Source organism: Phormidium tenue FACHB-1050, from assembly GCF_014696925.1.
Taxonomy (GTDB): Bacteria; Cyanobacteriota; Cyanobacteriia; order Pseudanabaenales; family Pseudanabaenaceae; genus Pseudanabaena.
The window spans coordinates 46,559-64,683 of record NZ_JACJQY010000025.1; the positions used below are offsets into that span (position 1 = coordinate 46,559).

14 protein-coding genes are annotated in these 18,125 nt (G+C 42.2%); 3 read left to right on the forward strand and 11 right to left on the reverse strand.

Going from position 1 to position 18,125, the window contains the following annotated elements; translation table 11 throughout:
- Positions 1–34: 34 nt before the first annotated feature.
- The 3 genes from pheT to H6G05_RS15315 all read right to left on the reverse strand — a co-directional run bounded on the left by pheT (position 35) and on the right by H6G05_RS15315 (position 3,348).
- Positions 35–2,446 (reverse strand): phenylalanine--tRNA ligase subunit beta, encoded by a 2,412-nt coding sequence (gene pheT / locus H6G05_RS15305; RefSeq protein WP_190579034.1) that lies wholly within the window; start codon positions 2,444–2,446, stop codon positions 35–37.
- Positions 2,447–2,734: 288 nt separating this feature from the next.
- Complete coding sequence (locus H6G05_RS15310) at positions 2,735–3,100, reverse strand: type II toxin-antitoxin system PemK/MazF family toxin (protein ID WP_190579036.1); 366 nt, start codon at positions 3,098–3,100, stop codon at positions 2,735–2,737.
- Positions 3,094–3,348, reverse strand: a complete 255-nt coding sequence (locus H6G05_RS15315) for an AbrB/MazE/SpoVT family DNA-binding domain-containing protein (RefSeq protein ID WP_094534155.1) — start codon at positions 3,346–3,348, stop codon at positions 3,094–3,096. Before H6G05_RS15315 ends, H6G05_RS15310 begins: the two co-directional genes overlap by 7 nt.
- Positions 3,349–3,489: 141 nt before the next feature.
- Here H6G05_RS15315 and H6G05_RS15320 point away from each other — a divergent pair, with 141 nt between their 5' ends.
- The gene (locus H6G05_RS15320; protein WP_190579038.1) at positions 3,490–7,014 is read left to right on the forward strand and encodes a tetratricopeptide repeat protein; all 3,525 of its coding nucleotides are present in this window, start codon (positions 3,490–3,492) and stop codon (positions 7,012–7,014) included.
- Positions 7,015–7,239: 225 nt separating this feature from the next.
- Here the strand turns inward: H6G05_RS15320 and H6G05_RS15325 are convergent, their stop codons facing one another.
- The 5 genes from H6G05_RS15325 to H6G05_RS15345 all read right to left on the reverse strand — a co-directional run bounded on the left by H6G05_RS15325 (position 7,240) and on the right by H6G05_RS15345 (position 11,538).
- Positions 7,240–7,515 carry a hypothetical protein gene (locus H6G05_RS15325; RefSeq protein WP_190579040.1) on the reverse strand — a complete coding sequence of 92 codons (276 nt, stop codon included), beginning with the start codon at positions 7,513–7,515 and terminating at the stop codon, positions 7,240–7,242.
- A gap of 149 nt (positions 7,516–7,664) precedes the next feature.
- Positions 7,665–8,741, reverse strand: a complete 1,077-nt coding sequence (gene acsF, locus H6G05_RS15330) for a magnesium-protoporphyrin IX monomethyl ester (oxidative) cyclase (RefSeq protein ID WP_190579042.1) — start codon at positions 8,739–8,741, stop codon at positions 7,665–7,667.
- Positions 8,742–8,828: 87 nt separating this feature from the next.
- On the reverse strand, positions 8,829–9,248 hold the full coding sequence (locus H6G05_RS15335) for a bacteriohemerythrin (RefSeq protein ID WP_190579044.1): 420 nt from the start codon (positions 9,246–9,248) through the stop codon (positions 8,829–8,831).
- An 87-nt stretch (positions 9,249–9,335) separates the two neighbouring features.
- Positions 9,336–10,736 carry an oxygen-independent coproporphyrinogen III oxidase gene (gene hemN / locus H6G05_RS15340; RefSeq protein ID WP_190579046.1) on the reverse strand — a complete coding sequence of 467 codons (1,401 nt, stop codon included), beginning with the start codon at positions 10,734–10,736 and terminating at the stop codon, positions 9,336–9,338.
- Positions 10,737–10,803: 67 nt separating this feature from the next.
- Positions 10,804–11,538, reverse strand: coding sequence for a biliverdin-producing heme oxygenase (locus H6G05_RS15345; protein ID WP_190579048.1), 735 nt, complete (start codon positions 11,536–11,538; stop codon positions 10,804–10,806).
- 341 nt (positions 11,539–11,879) lie between these two features.
- Here H6G05_RS15345 and H6G05_RS15350 point away from each other — a divergent pair, with 341 nt between their 5' ends.
- Complete coding sequence (locus H6G05_RS15350) at positions 11,880–12,293, forward strand: XisH family protein (protein WP_190579050.1); 414 nt, start codon at positions 11,880–11,882, stop codon at positions 12,291–12,293.
- Positions 12,281–12,622 carry a XisI protein gene (locus tag H6G05_RS15355; RefSeq protein ID WP_094530312.1) on the forward strand — a complete coding sequence of 114 codons (342 nt, stop codon included), beginning with the start codon at positions 12,281–12,283 and terminating at the stop codon, positions 12,620–12,622. The genes H6G05_RS15350 and H6G05_RS15355 overlap by 13 nt, the downstream gene beginning before the upstream one ends.
- 154 nt (positions 12,623–12,776) lie before the next feature.
- Here the strand turns inward: H6G05_RS15355 and H6G05_RS15360 are convergent, their stop codons facing one another.
- The 3 genes from H6G05_RS15360 to H6G05_RS15370 all read right to left on the reverse strand — a co-directional run bounded on the left by H6G05_RS15360 (position 12,777) and on the right by H6G05_RS15370 (position 17,624).
- A complete protein-coding gene (locus H6G05_RS15360; RefSeq protein WP_190579052.1) occupies positions 12,777–14,510 on the reverse strand; it encodes an ABC transporter permease in 1,734 nt (577 codons plus the stop codon).
- Between the two features lie 234 nt (positions 14,511–14,744).
- Positions 14,745–16,091: an ABC transporter ATP-binding protein gene (locus tag H6G05_RS15365; RefSeq protein WP_190579054.1), complete on the reverse strand. Its 1,347-nt coding sequence runs from the start codon at positions 16,089–16,091 to the stop codon at positions 14,745–14,747.
- A gap of 153 nt (positions 16,092–16,244) precedes the next feature.
- Entirely contained in the window at positions 16,245–17,624 is a 1,380-nt protein-coding gene (locus H6G05_RS15370) for a hypothetical protein (RefSeq protein WP_190579055.1), read from the reverse strand.
- Between the last annotated feature and the right edge of the window lie 501 nt (positions 17,625–18,125).

Consider the following 18,125-nt stretch of genomic DNA (forward strand, 5'->3'; position numbering starts at 1 on the left):
CAAAAGGATGTAAGCCGATCGCTTTAACAACACGCTAACTTCTTAATGTTGCTTGGAACTTCTCTTCAAGTAAGTCACGTACTTTCTGATGGACGGGGTTAATGTCGGCATCAGTGAGCGTGCGATCGCTTGCTCGATAAACTAGTCTAAAGGCAAGACTACGTGAACCTTCAGGAACGCCTTTACCGATGTATTGATCAAAGAGAGTGACGGAATCAAGCAACTCGCCGCCCACATGGGTAATCGATCGCTGAATATCGGCAACCGTGAACTTCAATGGTGCAAAGAAGGCAATATCGCGATCGCTACTGGGATAGGTCGAGAATGACTGAAAAGTAGGAATCGACTTTTTCATCATTGCATCGAGCAAAGTATAGAAATCTAGCTCAAAGGCATAAATCTCATCAGGAAGTTCCTTCTCGGCGCGTAACTGGGGATGTAACTGACCAAAAGTACCAAGGCGTTCACCAGAAATCCAGAGAGAAGCGGTACGTCCAGGATGTAAGCGTTCATCCTTTTGATCGGGTTGGTATTCCACAGTTACCGAGAGATTGTGGAATACGGAATCGAGTAAACCTTTGGCTTCATAGAAATTCAAAGGTTTGGAATCATGCTGCCATGCGCCCACAGTCGGATCGCCGCCGAAAATACCCGCAATGCGATCGGTTTCATCGCTACCTGCTTCATCGAGCCAGAACACGCGCCCAATCTCAAAGCCATTCAAGATGCCATTACCTTGATTGATGTTAAAAGCACATGCCTCAATCAAATTAGTGAGCAAATCACCACGCAAGGCTCCATACTCGATCGCTACAGGATTATTGATTTTCACTTGATGTGATTCAGTGGGAGGGCATAGGGACATATGCATCACTTCTGTTAAGCCCACGGCTCGGAAAGCTGCCCGAATCATCCGACCACCCTCTTGATCGGCGGAGAGGAATCCAAACTCGGTTCTCGCAGGTAAAGTCTCTACAAATTTGTCATAGCCATAGATCCGTGCAATCTCTTCCACCAAGTCTATTTCGCGCTCAATGTCAGCATAGCGATAGGGAGGAACGGTGACTTTCCATGTGGCATAGCTGCCTTCTTCGATTGGTTGCTTCTCTAGCTCAAAGGATAAAACCTTGAGAGTCTGCTCAACTTCAGCTTCAGAGAGTAAAGCCAAGGCATCATCATCTTCGCGATCGACTTCACCTAGTACTTGCCAAACTTTAGTTAATCGTAAGTCAATGGTGCGAATTGCCTTAGAACGCGCATCAACGATGCTCTGTTCCACAACTTCACCGCCAGCCATCTCCGTAATCATCTGGATTGCTTTTGCCGAAGCCGACTCGATCGCCGCTTGGTTAACGCCTCGTTCATAGCGAGCTGAGGCTTCCGTGCGTAAGCCTTGAGCGCGTGCCGATCGCCTTGTGGTGACTTGCGTAAATAGCGCCGCTTCTAAAACAATATTGGTAGTTTTGTCGGAAACTTCGGTTTCTGCGCCACCCATCACCCCTGCGATCGCGATCGGTTTGTCGCCCGATGTAATCAAGAAGTTTTGACTGGTGAGAGTGCGATCGGCATCATCAAGGGTTTTAATTTTTTCGCCAGCCTTAGCAAAGCGTACCCCGATCTTCAGATCCTTATCCAAAGTATCTGCATCAAAGGCATGGAGAGGCTGTCCCCATTCCAACAAAATGTAATTGGTAATATCCACAATATTGTTGATCGATCTCATTCCTGCGGCTTCCACACGACGCTTTAACCATTCAGGAGATGGCGAAACCTTCACGCCTTTGATTAAAGTACCGATATAGGCAGGACAGGCTTTGGGATCTTCTACGGTTACCCAACTTGCTGCTTTTGGCTGGAAATCTTGGGTTGCTAGGGGTAAACGCACCTCTTTGCCTAGCAAAGCGGCGACTTCACGGGCGATCCCTACTACACTCAGGGCATCGGCACGGTTTGCGGTCGAGGTGACATCAAGGATTGCATCGTCTAAACCTAGCAATGGACGCACATCTGCGCCGACGGTCACATCTTCAGGAAATTCATGGATGCCGCTGGACTCTTTGGCTAGCCCAATCTCAGCTAGTGAACAAATCATCCCCTCCGAACGTTCACCGCGTAACTTAGTGGGGCGAAGTTTCAAATCAATGGTCGGTAAATAAGTCCCAATCGTGGCTACAGGCACAAACAAGCCCTGTCTAGCATTGGCCGCACCACAGACGATTTGCAAGGGTTCGGGTGCGCCAATATCGACTTTACATACCTGTAATTTATCAGCGTTGGGATGACGCTCGGCTGTGAGGATATGACCAACTACCACGCCCTCAGCCCATGTCCTGCGATCTTCGATTGACTCGACTTCAAAGCCTGCCATAGTCAGTTTTTCATCTAGCTCTTGGGGCGAGAGATCGCAGTCTACAAGTTCACGGAGCCAATTCAGAGAGATACGCATTGGAAAATTATGGAGAAAAGAGTATTAAGAAATATTCAGGCTATTGTAGTTTAGCAAAATCCGCACTCCAAACTCATTATACCAATTCACGAAAGTGTGACAACACTTTTGTGAATTAAAAACCAAACCCAGTAAGGGTTTTCAAAACTAAAAATGGCTATGCCATTTTTAGTTTTGGTATTAAGTGTATGGCATGACGCTATAGCCCTGATTCTAGGCTTGCTGTATCGGCGATCAAACCTAAAAGAGAGTAGCGGCGCGAAGCGCCGCTACTCTCTTTTAGGTTTGCTATAGCTGAATGATTTGATTTAGGCGATCGCATACTTGAGTAAACAAATCGTTGTCCAATTTGCTTAGTGGATGAGGCTTGGCTCCACGAAGCCGCCAGTCAAAGGACTTGGGTTGATGGCAGAGAACGTAGCTGGTTTTACTGCGTGAGGCTTTGCCAACAGCGACGGCAAAGGGGTTATCAGCATTGTATGCAGCCGTTGTCATTGGTAAGCCAATCACGATCGCGGTTTTGTCATTAAATATGCGTGGTGATAGCACCAAGAAAGGATGAATGTCTCGCATTTCTTTGCCTACCTGCGGATTGCAGTCAATCCAGATAATATCTTGGCGATCGGGTATCCAATCTTTGGAGGCTTTTACCACTTTTCTGCGCCTAGTTTTTGGGATGTGGTCATGACTTCACCGCCATGGCGAACAGGGTCAAACTGGGCGAGACGTTCTTCGAGTGTTAATGGAGAATTGGGAACTGGAGCAATAATTACTGATCCATCAATTACGGAAAGGCGCACGCGCTGATTGACTTTTAAGTTTGCGGCACGGGCGATCGCTGCGGGTAAGCGTACTCCTAAGTTATTTCCCCATGTTTTGATATCTAGTATTGCTTCGGTCATGATGATTATATTTCTATGTTTAAACATAAGTATAAACATTTTGGAGTGTGATCATATGTAAAAATTGACTTTCGATACATCAATTAGCTCGATAGTAAAAGTTTTCGTTAGAATGGCAACAGATGTGGAGGATGCCGATCTATGACAAGGATCTTTTTGGCGAGGACAGAGGAGCAGAAAAGATTTCGGGAAGTGTTGCGATCGCTGCAACCAAATGCTGGTTCGCGATGGTTATCGGAGAACTTGCCTACGATGGCGAAACTTTTACCTGCGAAAAAAGAAACGGTCAGTACATCACCACATATTTTCTTGCTCTATGGCGAAGGGGGAATGGGGAAAACTAGTCTGGGGAGGCGTTTTTGTGAATTGGCTGGGGAAGAGTTTTCTGATTGCTTTCAGGTGTTGCGATTGGATTGGGAAGAGGCAAAGAATGAGTATCCATCACTCAATGTGGGACATGAATCAATTCGTCCTGAGTCGGTATTGGAGACGATTTATTTGGCAGTGAGTAAGGGGCGCGAGGGGATTTTTGAGAAATATCGGCAGGTGGAGAAAACGCTGAAGCAAATTGAGGAGAAGGTGGATAAGGAACTGCAAGCAAGGCAGGGTGAGGGGGCGGAATATGCGCCGATTTTGAAAAAGGGTTTGAGTTGGTCGTTGGGGGCTTTGCGGAAACTGCCACAGGTGGAAGTGCTGCTGGGGGCGGGAGATGGCACGGTGGATGAGGCGATCGCAGATAGTGCGGTGAGTGCTTTGGTAGGTTTGATGAAAAAGCGGTTGTCTTTGGAGGAGCGCAGGATTTTTGCGACTCCCCATCGACAATTGGCTGAGGCTTTGGGACATGGATTTCAAGCGATTTCTGCTCAGAAACTATTGGTGCTTTTGCTGGATACCTACGAGATTGTCGATCGCCTTGAGTGCGATCGCGTATTGCGAATGGTAATTAAGGCGGCGGGGCGGCGGGTGGTTTGGGCGATCGCGGGTCGGGCAAATCTGGCGGATAGCTATCGGTTATCGCAGGATTATTTTCGCGGCTATCGGGATGAGTTTTCGGAAAATCTCTATGTGTATCCGATGAGTGAGTTTAGTCGGGAGCAGGTGAGTGAATATTTCGCGCATCCTCAAATCGATGTGCCTTTGAGTGATGAGGCGGCGGAGTCAGTGAAGCAGTTTAGTTTGGGGATTCCCTTTGTGGTGCAGCAAATTGCGGCGATGCTTCAACAGGGGATCGAGATGGCAACGATTCTCAGCGCTCCATCGGCGGATCGTGATGATGAGTCGCCCCGTGAGGCGGTGGTCAGGGCAACGAGCGATCGCTTTTTGCGGTATTGCTTGGATGAGCAGGACAAAAAGGCGGTGTATGCGATGGCGATGATGCGCCGTCCTGATAATGAGTTGTTAAAGGCGATGCTGGGGGTGACTGACCTTGAGCCAGAGATGCGATCGCTAAAGGCAAGGCATTCGTTTGTGTTGTTGGAGGGTAAGGGCATTAGGTTGCATGACAAGCTAGAGAGCTTTTTGCAAGATTATCTGCGTTGTGGGTTGGCGGGGCAGTCACCTATGGTGCGGGAGTTGAGCGATCGGGCTGTGGCTTATTTGGAACCGCGTTTGGATGAATGGACTCAGGAGTTTACGGATACGGCGGATTATTTCGAGTCGGATCGGATTGCCAATGGGTTGTTGGATTTGGTGCAGTTTAAGTTTTGGCAAGATGTGGAAGTTGGCTGGCGCTATGCTGTGCCTCTTTTTGTGGAGAGTTGGCAATATAACCGCGATTGGCAAAAACAACTTTTGGGAATTATTGAGGCTTTTCAGTCGAGGTTTGATGGCGATAGTAAAAAGCGTTTGAGAATCTTTTCTAAAGATTTGGGTTACTCTTCATTCGATACTGATAGTCGGAAGGAGTTGCTAGATGAGTTAGAGAAATTGGCAAAGCGGGGTTGGCTTGATGGTGATCGTAAAAATGAACATATAGCAATTCTCTCATTACAACGAGGGCGATTGCTTTATCAAATGGAACAATATTTAGAAGCCTATAGAATATATTTGGAAACTGAAAATCTCCCACCCATAACTTCTATAACATTTAGGAAAGAACTTGCAAACGAATATGGAGAAATTGGCTGGGAATTATCTTTGGCAAATGGAATTGCTATAAATTCTTTAGAAGGTGAAGATGCTTTTTTTAGAGCTACTAAATTAAACGAGAAAGATGGAGATAGCTTTATAGGGCTTGGGGTCTCGCAGCACGGACAAGGTCGATACGATGAATCTCTAAAGAATATTAAGGTTGGTATTTTGTTACAAGGTGAGAAATCGTACTCTCTTAATTGGCTAGGCAATGTTTACAAAGCCAAAGGAGAATATGAATTAGCGATCGCATCATATCAACAGACGATCAACTTCGACCCAAAAAATGCCTATCCCCATAACGGTTTAGGTAATATCTACCAAGCTCAAGGAGCATACGAATTAGCGATCGTATCCTATCAACAGGCGATCAACCTCGACCCAAAATATGCCACTCCCCACAACGGTTTGGGCAGTATTTACCAAGCTCAAGGAAAATACGAATTAGCGATCATATCCTATCAACAGGCGATCAATCTCGACCCAAAATACGCCTCTCCCCATTACAATTTAGGAACTGTTTACAAAGCCAAAGGGAGATACGAATTAGCGATCGCGTCCTACCAACAAGCGATTAACCTCAACCCAAAATTTGCCACTCCCCACAACGGTTTGGGCAATGTCTACAAAGCCCAAGGGAAGTACGAATTAGCGATCGCATCCTATCAACAGGCGATTGCCATCGATCCAAAACATGCTATTCCACACAACAGTCTGGGCAATGTCTATAAAGCCAAAGGAGAACATGAATTAGCGATCGCATCCTATCAACAGGCGATTGCCATCGATCCAAAACATGCTATTCCACACAACAGTCTGGGCAATGTCTATAAAGCCAAAGGAGAACATGAATTAGCGATCGCATCCTATCAACAGGCGATTGCCATCGATCCAAAACATGCTATTCCACACAACAGTCTGGGCAATGTCTATAAAGCCAAAGGAGAACATGAATTAGCGATCGCATCTTATCAAAAAGCAATCGACCTCGACCCCAAAAAGGCTTTATATCATAATAATTTGGCTGAAGTCTACTTCTACCAAGGACAGTATGAATTGGCACTTACTAACATACAAGAAGCAATCAATCTCGACGCTAACGATCCATATTACTATAATGGCTTAGGGCTGAACTACCTAGGTAAAGGACAGTATGAATTAGCTGTCGAAGCCTTGCAAAAGGGAATTACCCTCAACTCTAAAAAAGATGGCTCCCAGCAATTTCTTTTAGGTATTGTAATGGGTATACAAGGCAATCAAGAACAAGCTATTACTTTATGGAAACAAAGTTTAGAACTTGTTACTAGTAATTCTCCAAACGAAAAACTTGCTTGTATATTTTGTCAAATTCTCATTGGTGAAATTGAGCAAGGCGCAAAAAGTTTTCAAGAGCTTTTAGCAACAAAAAATCTACCAATTTCAGAAATATCAGATTCTCTAAAGTTTATGGAAGTTATAGCTCGATTGCCAAAAAAACTTGAGGGCATTGATACTGTGATTGAGATGCTGCGTCAAGCGATTGCGAAGGCACAATAAGTAGGGGCTTAGCATTTGCGCCACAATTTTAAAAACCATCACAGAAATCTCGATCCGCAAATGCTAAGCCCTCTCTGCTTTTACAGACAATTTGTCCCTGCGTTGCGAAGTTTGGGGCAGTGCATTCCCAAAAGAAGATTATCTGAAAAATTATAAATTCCTACGGGAACGCACTGCCCCTACAGTTCGACTCTATGGGCATGAATAAATAATGACACTCCATCTTTAACTTTCTCGATTGCCTCGATTTAAATATCTCACCTCTTCAAGTAAAACATTAAATCTCTGATCGCTTTCAGCCTGTCTCTCTTTTATCAATTCCATATCTCGCTGACTCTGAGCAGCCACTTGTAACAAAGCTTGGGCAGTTATTCTCAACCCATCGATCCCATCCTTGACCTCAGTCACACTTTCTCTCAATTCAGTCACACCTTCTCTCAATTCAGTCACACTTGAAGCTAATTCATCAAGCATTTCATCAGTCCACCGTTGTACAGTCATAGAGTATATTCCTGATTATCGCAACCTATATTTTCCATTTTACAGCACGAGCAATTGGTTTTCGATCCACCACAGAATTTGCCAATAGCTTTGCAGGTAGAGATTATAGTGATTCGGGACAAAAAAAGCGGCGCACAGCGCCGCTTTTTTTAATGAACTTCGCCGCGTTTAGCTTCAGCATCAATAGGCTTAGCTAAATACACCAGCAGCAACTGCCAGAAAATCGCCACAAATAAAGGCAACTTCTGCAAGGTCTTCACAAACTGTGGGCGATCGCTATCATTAATCGCCATCAGCTTGAAATTGTAATCAACGCATTTCTCCAATCTGGGGAAAAAGTCGGGATGACTGGTATCTAGCACCGCAGGGAACGCACTAATGGCGGTGTGATTAGTATTGATCACCACTTGCTTGTTATATTCGCGAGCATCTAAACCAATGGATTTATAGAAATCAGCACGTTCAAATACAGTAATCGTATGCGTAGCAAATACCGTCAATAGGAAGAACCGCGCCCATAGTTTTGCCTTCCATGTACCCCATAGCGCTGGCTGCGATCGCAATAACACCTTAAAGAAATCGCCATGACGGTTCTCATCTTGACACCAACTTTCAAAGTATTTGAAAAGTGGATAGAATTGATTTTCAGGATGATCTTTCAAATGGTAATGCACAAGAATATAGCGCCAGTAGCCAATTTTCTCGGACAAGTAAACGGTATAAATTACCCATTCTGGTTTAAAGAAAGTATAGCTGCGCTTTTTGGTCATATTCACCAAGTCCAGCGACAGATTAAAATCCTTCATCGCCTTATTCAAAAATCCTGCATGACGCGCTTCATCCCTTGCCATCAGGTTAAAAGCTTCCGCTAATAGAGGACTGCGATCGCTGAGTTGGCGAGACAGTTCTTTAAATAGCAGAAATCCAGAGAATTCTGAGGTACAAGATCGTTCTAGAAAGTCAATAAAAGCGGCGCGAGTTTCGCCATCAATATGTTCCCAAGACTGTAAAAACTCGTTATCTCGCTTATAGTGGTAGCGATTGTAATCGGTGCGAAGTTCTTCAACTACGGCTTCCAGTTCCGCCTGTTGCGATGAAACATCCATCGCTGCAACCGCATCATAATCAGTTGTGTAGAACCTTGGAGTTAAGAGAGTTTCTTTAACAGGAACTTTGATGCCGTCACGGAGGAGTTCGGGTTCGGGTCTAGATTGAATTGAAACCATAGTAGTAATTAGTGATAGAGATTTTTATAAAGTTAGAGATTTTTGATCCCCCTCAATCCCCCTTGTAAAGGGGGGCTGGGGGGGGATCTATTGATTTTGAAAAAACTGAATCATCTTTTTGTCTTCACCCTTGATATGGTGAGCCAACCATTCAGTGAGAAATTGCGTGATTTCTGTTGTAACTGCTTCGGTATTGCGATCGCGAAATTTTAGAAGTAGCCGATCCACTTTGGATAAGAGACAATCGTGAGTTTGCTTGTGGCGATCGTATTCGGGATAATCCACCGCCATCATTAAAGCTTCTTCCGTTTGAAAATGCTCAATGGTGTGATTAGCTAGGGCTTCTAGAAGCTCTTGGATTGTATAAACATTTTTTTTGGTAACCACAGCATCATGGAGGGCATTAACAATCTCAAATAGTTGTTGATGTTGTCCATCGACCTGTGAGTTACCAGTGTTATATTCCTGTTGCCAACAAGCGATCGGTTTAGTCAAAGTGACCGTCATATACTTAATTCACGATAGAAGAGATTAGATGCGTAATACAAAAATTATTTTCTAGAAGTAGGGGCAATTCATGAATTGCCCTTACTTCTAGATTGATTTAGAGAACTTGTCAGATGCATTTTTAGTGAGATAGCTATCAAACACTGAAGCAATGTTGCGGATCAGCAAGCGTCCCGCAGACGTGACCTCAATGTGATCTTTTTCTAGTTCAATCAATCCATCTGCCTCTAGTTGCCGCAATTGCAGACGTTCGGGGGCAAAATATTTGCCGAAATCGCGATCGCAGGTTAGATGATATTTCGCTTCAATCTCTTGCTGCGAGAGTTCAAATTGACACATCAGTTCCATAATTACGGAACGACGCAAAATGTCATCGGCATTGAGAGTAACACCGCGCTCAATTGGTAATTCGCCCGCATCGATCGCCTTATAAAAGTCCTGCAAACCCTTATGATTTTGTGTATAGACGTTTTGCAGCATACTGATCGAGGTCATGCCAAAGCCTAAGAGATCGGATTCGGGCTTGGTGGTATATCCTTGGAAATTGCGATGTAAATTGCCTTCACGCTGAGCGATCGCCAATTCATCATTAGGCTTGGCGAAGTGATCCATACCGATAAACACATAACCATGCTTAGTCAGAGTTTCGATGGTCATTTGCATGATTTGTAACTTCTCTTCAGGGGAAGGCAAAGTTACGGGATCAATCTTCTTCTTTTGTAATGGCTTCAGCCAAGGCACATAGGCGAAGTTAAACACGGCAATGCGATCGGGATTAAGGGCGATCGTTTTGGCGAGGGTTTCGCGGAATGTCTCTAGGGTTTGATAGGGCAATCCATAGATGAGGTCAACGTTTACTCCTTCAAATCCCACTTCACGCATCCATTCCATTCCCTGAAACAGCATTTCTTCAGGTTGAATGCGATTAACTGCTTCTTGAACCTTGGGATTAAAATCCTGAATACCAAAACTAATGCGATTAAATCCAAGATTTCTTAAACCTTGCAAATATTCCTGAGTCAGCGATCGCGGATTCACTTCAATAGAAATTTCTGCATCCGCCGCAAAAGTAAACTGCGCTTGAAAACTTTGCCATAATCTCTCTACTTGATCAAAGGAGAAATAATTAGGAGTGCCGCCGCCCCAGTGCATTTGTTGGACTAGGCGATCGCGATCAACTGTGGGTGCAACCTGTTCAATATGACGAATTAAATAACCTAAATAAGGTTCGGCAATTTCCTTGCGAGTGCTAATCACCGTATTGCAGCCACAAAAATAACAGGGTGCATCACAAAAGGGAATATGAGCATAGAGAGATAAAGGTGTTTTCTGCAAATTTCCTGCCGCGATCGCTCCTCGAAAATCAATTTTCTGAAAGCTTTCGTTTAATTCAGTTGCAGGTGGATAGCTGGTATATCTTGGTACGGGCTGATTATATTTATGTAAAAGATTAATATCAAATTTAACTGTCTGTGTTGCTGTATGCATTCATTCACTTCCTAAATTCTAAGTCTTGAGAACGATTAGTACTTTGTACTGCCCATTCTCACAATGTCTATGCTGCTGCGTGGCTATGGTGACGCTCAGTACTACCTGCCCGATCCTGCTTGGTGAGCAGTTCAAAAACATGGGGATCGAGTACGGCTCTAACATCAGCTTCTAACTCATCCACCACATTCCGATTGAGTGTAAAAGCATAATTTGCCTCTTCCACAATTCTCAAAATTGTGGCTTCATCCACAACTAGAGAATCTAGAGCATGACGATATTTCTCTTTAAATTCCTTTTTCGCCTCAATTGTCGGCAACTGTTCAAATTCATAGAAAGTTGTGCCGTGATCGCTTGGCAAGTCCAAAGCCGAACGAATAATATGTTTCAAGGCTTGTCCACCCGACAGATCGCCCATATAGCGCGTATAGGAATGGGCGATTAAACAGGCGGGATCAGCATTGGACAGTTCGATTAAGCGATCCACATAAACTTGCCCTGCTTTGAGAGGGACGATTTGCGATCGCCAATCATCACCAAAATAAAAAGCTAAATCCTGTTCCAGATTTGACTGGCGATCAATTTCGGGGAAGTACATTTTCCCGACAATTGGATGATCAGCATGGAGTTTTAATTCTGCTTCGAGGGTACTGTAAACAAGATAGAGATTAGCCAATAATTTTCTAAACGGTACAATTTCGACAATACCCTTGAGAAAGCATTTCATAAATGCGGTATTCTCGGCGGCAGTATGAGACTTTTGTGTACCTTCGCGTAGACGGGTAGCTAAGTGACTAGTCATCGGCATTTACTCACGCAACTTAATCACTGAATCCTAGACCTTATACCTATGTACAATGTCAAGCAAAGTTATGTTAAGGATTATCGCGATCGCCATTAATTCCAAACCCAAAGCCGTAAGGTTGCGCTCCTGCGGGGCGCAACCTTATGGCTTTGGGAAATTTTCTGACAGGTACTTATAGTGCTTTGCGCTTAATTAAATCCCAGAGAAATTTTTGGAAGCGGCGCTCCGCGCCGCTTCCAAAAATTTCTCTGTACTACTCAAAGCCTCAATAGGCTGTATAGGTTTTAAAAGCATAAAATAGTTCAAAAAATATATAGGAAGGGCAAAACCGAATCATTATGGCGAAAGATTTGTATCACGATCTCGTTAAACGCGCACTCCAAAAAGATGGATGGGAAATAACTCATGATCCCTATGAACTACGTGTAGGTGGAGTTGAAATGTATATAGATATAGGGGCTGAACAGATTATCGGTGCTGATAGAGGAAATGATAAAATTGCGGTTGAGGTTAAAAGTTTTATTAGTCCCTCAAGAATTTCTGACTTTCACTTAGCTCATGGACAATTTTTAGATTATCGATATGCTTTAGAAGATATAGATCCAGAAAGGGTTCTATATTTAGCTGTACCTGATTTTGTCTATCAAACTTTTTTTAAGTTGACCTTCATTGATAGAGTTGTACAACGTAGTCAACTTAATCTTTTAGTTTATGACTTAGATAAGGAGAGTATTGAACAATGGATAAAGTAGCTGTTTATAGGCAATATATTCAACAGTTAATGCAAGCAAGAGCATCTCGTTCCATGAAATCGTCAAAGGAAGTTGAGGCTCAGACTATTTTTGATGTAGAACGTGATCATTACCAACTTGTTTATGTGGGTTGGAAACGGAATAACATAAGAGATTATGGATGTTTGTTGCATCTGGATATTAAAGATGGAAAGATTTGGATTCAATATGATGGTACTGAAGGTGGTATTGCCTACGAGTTACTGAAGTTAGGAGTACCAAGGGAAGATATAGTTTTAGGTTTTCAACCTGTTAGGGTACGTGCTGATACTGAGTTTGCGGTGGGTTAATTCACATAGTGAGAGGCGGTGCTTCGCACCGCCTCTCACTATGTGAATTAACAAGAATGGCGACAGCTATATAGCAACACTTTTGAGAATTAAAAACCAAGCCCTATGAGGGTTTTAAAAACACAAAATGGCGTAGCCATTTTGTGTTTTGGGATCACACAACTAATTGATATTTGACCTGAGCGAGGCGATAAAGAGGTCGCCATACCAAGCGATTGGTCGTCACAACTAACAAAGACATTACAATTGTCGAAGCCAATAAAAGTGGAAAATCACCCACATCAGAGGCTTGCGTGATCGTCGAGCCTAATCCTGTTGCAGTCAGTACCCTACCCTGAAACTTGACATATTCACCTGCAATACTAGCGTTCCATGCTCCACCAACAGCCGTAATGATCCCCGTCACTAAATATGGAAAAATACCTGGCAAAATTAGAGTTTTCCAACGTTGCAATGGCGAAAGCTTATATACTCGTGCTGCTTCAAAAAGTTCAGAGGGAATAGCTTGCGCTCCCGCAATCACATTGAAAAGGATGTACCACATACTTCCTAAAGTCATGAGAATCACTGCGCCAATGTCCAGCCCGCCAGCCATATTTCCTAAATACAATAATAGAACTGGGAATAGAGCTGTCGCAGGAACTGAAGCGGCTATTTGGACAATTGGTTGCAAAAATTGGGCTAGTTTGGGATTGCGACCGATCGCTACTCCGATGGGAACTGTAATAATCAATGAAATAATCAAGACGATAAATACCCGAATAGCCGTAAATAAAGCACCGATCGCTACTTGTTTCCATGAGTTCAATGGCATACTACTCAGCAAGGTGATCGCGCTGGCTGTGCCACTCAAAACCATAAAACCTGCTAATCCAACCAATAGCCAGTTAAACCAATTGAGCCATGGTGATGTTTTTTTATGCTGATTAATCAGAGAACTTGGCGCTTTATGGCTAAAACTATGATTGACAACTTCGGCGATTGGCATAAATAGGCGATCGCTAATAATTCGCATCGTTGGCGATCGCCTTAAAAAATCTAACACTCGCGATTCTGGGACTTGAGCCGCTTCAACTGTCTCATTCTTAAACTTCTCCGCCCAAGCAATTAGCGGTCGCCACACGAAATAATCAATGATTGTAATTATGCCAATTAAAACTGCCAGACCACTAAAAATCGCCAAATTATCACCTTTGTCCGCCGCCGCCTTCAAAAATGAGCCGAGTCCTGGAAGCGTAAAGTCACGATTGGAAAGTGTAAATGATTCCGTTTGCATCAAAAAGAACCAACCACCAGCTACAGACATCACACTATTCCAAACTAAGCCCACCACCCCCGAAGGTAGTTCTAGCGTCCAGAAGCGCTGCCAAGCACCGAGTCGATAAACTTGACTTGCTTCAATTAATTCTTTAGGAATACTACTTAGGGATTGATAGAAACTAAAGGTCATATTCCAAGTCATACCCGTAAAAATCAGCAAGATCGAAGCTATCTCAATTCCCAATCTTTGCCCAGGAAATAAGCCGACCAAAGCAAGTACAACCGCAGGCAAAAATGAAAGTACTGGAATTGATTGCAGAATGTCTAATAGAGGAATAAGAACCTTTGACCATAGAGATGAACGATAAGCAACATAGGCATACAAAAGGCTAAACCCTAAGGATACTAAATAGGCGGCTAGCATTCTTACTAAGGTCTGCAATGCATAACTTGGTAAAAAGCTCAATGATAGATTAACTACATAGCCACTTTCATATATACCTGTAAAATTCCGAGCAGTCTGCACAATGATGAATATAAAAGCAATAATCGCTAAAGGCAGTAAGACATCACCAAGGCTCCAACGTGCGCTAAATTTTGATTTGGGATCGATAGTGGGCTGATACATAAGCAATCCATACTAAACACAAATTAGGTGATTTACATTTAGGGTTCTGCGATTTAATAAAGAACCAATTTTTTTGTGGCGCGGCTTCGCCGCGCCACAAAAAATCGGTTCTTTATTTTACTGCACGTCCCTTACAGCAATTAACGAACCAATAAATTGGGGGAAAGTGTTGCGAAGCAACACTTTCCCCCAATTTATTGGTTCAAAGCGGCACTTTGCACTGTCTATCTTAATCTATTCAGACTCTTCAGTTTCTGGAGTACTCTCTTCAATAAAAATTTCGCCTGAGGGTTCATCATAGCTAAATAATTCAGCATAACGTCCCCAATCCATCGCAGTTCGGAGTTGACGTTGCGCTTCTTTGGTAGTGAAGTAGTTTTCTAAAATATCGAGAACTAGTTCTTCAGAAATACGATGATTGCGCTTAGCTTGTAAAAGCTGACAAATCTGCTGGACTAAACGAATATTCTTCTGTAATAGCTCCCGAATAATTGCTTTGCGCTCGTCAATATTACTATTGATAAAATTCTCACCGATCGCTGATAGTTGAATATCACCCTCATTAATAGCAACTAGTTCCATTAATTTACAAGCATCGACAATTGGCAATATATCATCAACTTCTAAGAGAAGTTCTTGAGCAATTCGATATAAATCTTTGTCTTGACGACCTTCAAGAAGTTCTAATAAACCAGCTACTGAGCCAATACGAACATGGGGAAGAGATTGATATTTTGCTTGCGCTTTAGGTTCTGAAGTAGAAGTTGTGGTCGTGGTGGTCTGAGTTGATAAATCTGGTAGATCAGGATTTGTAAGGATCTTGTAAACTTGGTCAACTAAAGCCTGAAATTCAGGACTCTTGCGATCGCGATAATGGGGTAGTGTAATCGGCAAATCAGCACGAATCCGCCCAGGATTGCGCCCTAGCACAATCACGCGATCGGCTAGTGTCACAGCCTCCTCAATCCCATGGGTCACAATCAAAATTGACTTAGTGGGAATGCGTTTTTCTAACCAAAGGTCAAGCAATTCAAAGCGTAAGTTCTCGGCAGTTAATACATCTAATGCGGAAAATGGCTCATCCATACATAACAGTTCTGGCTCAACCGCCAAAGCTCTAGCAAAACCGACACGTTGACGCATCCCCCCTGACAGTTCCTTAGGGTAAGCATTTTCAAATCCGTCTAAACCAATCACATCAATCATCCGCAGGGCTTTTTGCTCTCTGGTATCCTTGGCTTCTCCCTTTGCTTTCAGCCCAAGTTCCACATTCTCTAGAACAGTTAACCAAGGATACAGCGCAAAATTTTGAAAAACGATCGCCACTCCTGGATTTAATCCCATGAGTGGACGATTGTAATACAACACTTTTCCAGTAGAAGGTGGAATTAAACCCGCAATCATTCGCATTAATGTTGATTTGCCAGAACCTGAAGGACCCAACAAAGCAATAATTTCACCTACTTGCAACTGACAATTAATATTTTCAATAATCGAAATAGTCTGCCCATTGGGCTGTAAGTAAGACTTACCAACACCTTCTAAGGTAACAAAGCTATTTTTTGTGGCATTTTGAACCATAATGTTATCTGTGCAGGTGTTTTGAGCTACATAGATAGGGAAGTTTTCGCTACCCAACCCCATACATTATCAGCTAAGAGCGCTCAAAATTTGCACTACATACTCTTTCCCCAGCGAATTTAGTGTGAGAGGCTTGTCTAAATTCTAGATGTTTTATAAATCGTTGGTGAGATCAGTTTTTATAGGTTTCCAAATTAAATAGATGCAGTATATTATCGCCACATACAAAAAGAAAGGAGTTACTAAGCTTAAGTTAAGACTAAAATACTTTGGTAGGATAACTTTATGAATCCAATCTAGCCAATGTAAGAATGGACCTCTATATAAGAAGATAGTAATATTTTTAAAGATATTGTCTGACGGCACTGTTGACACACCAGCTAAATTAATAAATACAGATATTAAACCAAATATTTTTATATATTTTATTTGACAATTTACGATTGGTAAAATCATAAATGGTATAGCCATTACTAAATGACGTGGACCAAAGCAACTATCTCCCGACCATGCGTAATAGGTTGAGTTAAATATAAAAGTAAAAGCCACAAAAAGAAAAGAAAAAAGCATGACTTTATCTCGATCAAATTGTTTTTTTACTAAAGCCCATAGAAATAAGAACATCATTGGAAAGTATAGAAAAATTCCTCTATAGGGACTAAAACTTAGTCCCCACAAGCTAGCGAAAGATGGATAAGTAAACATACTAGTCTGTGTTGCTCGTCCTTCCTGAACAGCCTGTTGTAAGAAGATAGAATTTGGAGTTTGAAAAGCTGAGCCTGTAATTGTATAGTTGTAATACATTAAACCCAACAAAAATATTCCATATCCCAATGATAGAAAAATAGCTTTTTTAATTAGATGACTCAACTTTTCGTTGTGATTTGTATAAGCCCAAAATCCTATCAACCAAAAAATTGGCAATACCGCAATGTAATCAATAATCTGTGCTAATCCCATAATTAGTCCAATAGAAAAATCATTCTTTTTTGAGATTATTAAACTAAATGCAATAAAGACAAATGACATTGTATATACATGTATCCAAATGCCATTAGTTGCATAAAAAAATGCTAATGAACCAAAAATAAAAATAAAAACAAGTAATATTTGTTTGTCGGTTTGAGTAGTTAAACGCTTTAGTGTTTTAAACATTGCTACAGCAGTAATTGCAACTACTGGAGACATAACAAAGATATTAGAGAATATATGAAAGATACCCCAAAACACCTCTCCGAAAGGGATCTGAAGCACATTCATAATGGAACGATGGAAATAATACACTGGTGCAAATATAATTGGCAAACCAGGGGCGATAACTGAGTAGAAGTTATTATTGATCTCAACAACATCAACAGGCTTAGGAATGCCTCCCTGCAATGCGAAAGTGCCGCTCTCAACAAGAGATCTAACTGCAACGATATACCTGTCGCTCTGGGATCCTTCAGGTGCAACATGTAAGGAGATTAGAATAAATACAGTAATAAATATCTTGAAACTAATACTTTTAAAAACTTGTTGAACTTTATTCACTTTAGTTAACCTTGAAATATTTAATTATGTCTCATAGTTAAGGGGTTTAGATGGTGTCTAAGTTATGAAATCAGAATATATAATTGACCAAAGGCAAAGACTAGATCAGTGTCAATAGGTCTAACTATTTAAGGCTAATGCTTCCATTACCAATGGATGAAGTCAAAAACTGTAGATCCACCTCAAGTCACTTAATAGTTGATTTTATATTACTAGAGTCAATCTTAATATCTTGAGTTTGGCATGTGTCTTCATCAAGAATAGAAAATCAATAATTGTTGAGACAAGTCAAAGCGCCAATTATTATGACAGTTTACACTTGATTCAGACACAATAAAGTTTTTTGAAGGTGGAACCAAGCAACACTTTCAAAAAACTTTATTGTGGTATTTTTGATCATAAATTGGTGTAAGTTAGTCTAAGGGCTAATACATATAGTTGTCGCCATTCTTGTTAGGACATAAAGCCCAAATAGTGTGAGGCGGCGCTTCGCACCGCCTC

What these genes read in the sequence shown, in the direction of transcription:
- pheT (WP_190579034.1), bottom strand. Translation starts at nt 2,446, where the DNA reads ATGCGTATCTCTCTGAATTGGCTCCGTGAACTTGTAGACTGCGATCTC.
- H6G05_RS15315 (WP_094534155.1), bottom strand. Translation starts at nt 3,348, where the DNA reads ATGACCGAAGCAATACTAGATATCAAAACATGGGGAAATAACTTAGGA.
- H6G05_RS15320 (WP_190579038.1), top strand. Translation starts at nt 3,490, where the DNA reads ATGACAAGGATCTTTTTGGCGAGGACAGAGGAGCAGAAAAGATTTCGG.
- H6G05_RS15325 (WP_190579040.1), bottom strand. Translation starts at nt 7,515, where the DNA reads ATGACTGTACAACGGTGGACTGATGAAATGCTTGATGAATTAGCTTCA.
- acsF (WP_190579042.1), bottom strand. Translation starts at nt 8,741, where the DNA reads ATGGTTTCAATTCAATCTAGACCCGAACCCGAACTCCTCCGTGACGGC.
- H6G05_RS15335 (WP_190579044.1), bottom strand. Translation starts at nt 9,248, where the DNA reads ATGACGGTCACTTTGACTAAACCGATCGCTTGTTGGCAACAGGAATAT.
- hemN (WP_190579046.1), bottom strand. Translation starts at nt 10,736, where the DNA reads ATGCATACAGCAACACAGACAGTTAAATTTGATATTAATCTTTTACAT.
- H6G05_RS15345 (WP_190579048.1), bottom strand. Translation starts at nt 11,538, where the DNA reads ATGACTAGTCACTTAGCTACCCGTCTACGCGAAGGTACACAAAAGTCT.
- H6G05_RS15350 (WP_190579050.1), top strand. Translation starts at nt 11,880, where the DNA reads ATGGCGAAAGATTTGTATCACGATCTCGTTAAACGCGCACTCCAAAAA.
- H6G05_RS15355 (WP_094530312.1), top strand. Translation starts at nt 12,281, where the DNA reads ATGGATAAAGTAGCTGTTTATAGGCAATATATTCAACAGTTAATGCAA.
- H6G05_RS15360 (WP_190579052.1), bottom strand. Translation starts at nt 14,510, where the DNA reads ATGTATCAGCCCACTATCGATCCCAAATCAAAATTTAGCGCACGTTGG.
- H6G05_RS15365 (WP_190579054.1), bottom strand. Translation starts at nt 16,091, where the DNA reads ATGGTTCAAAATGCCACAAAAAATAGCTTTGTTACCTTAGAAGGTGTT.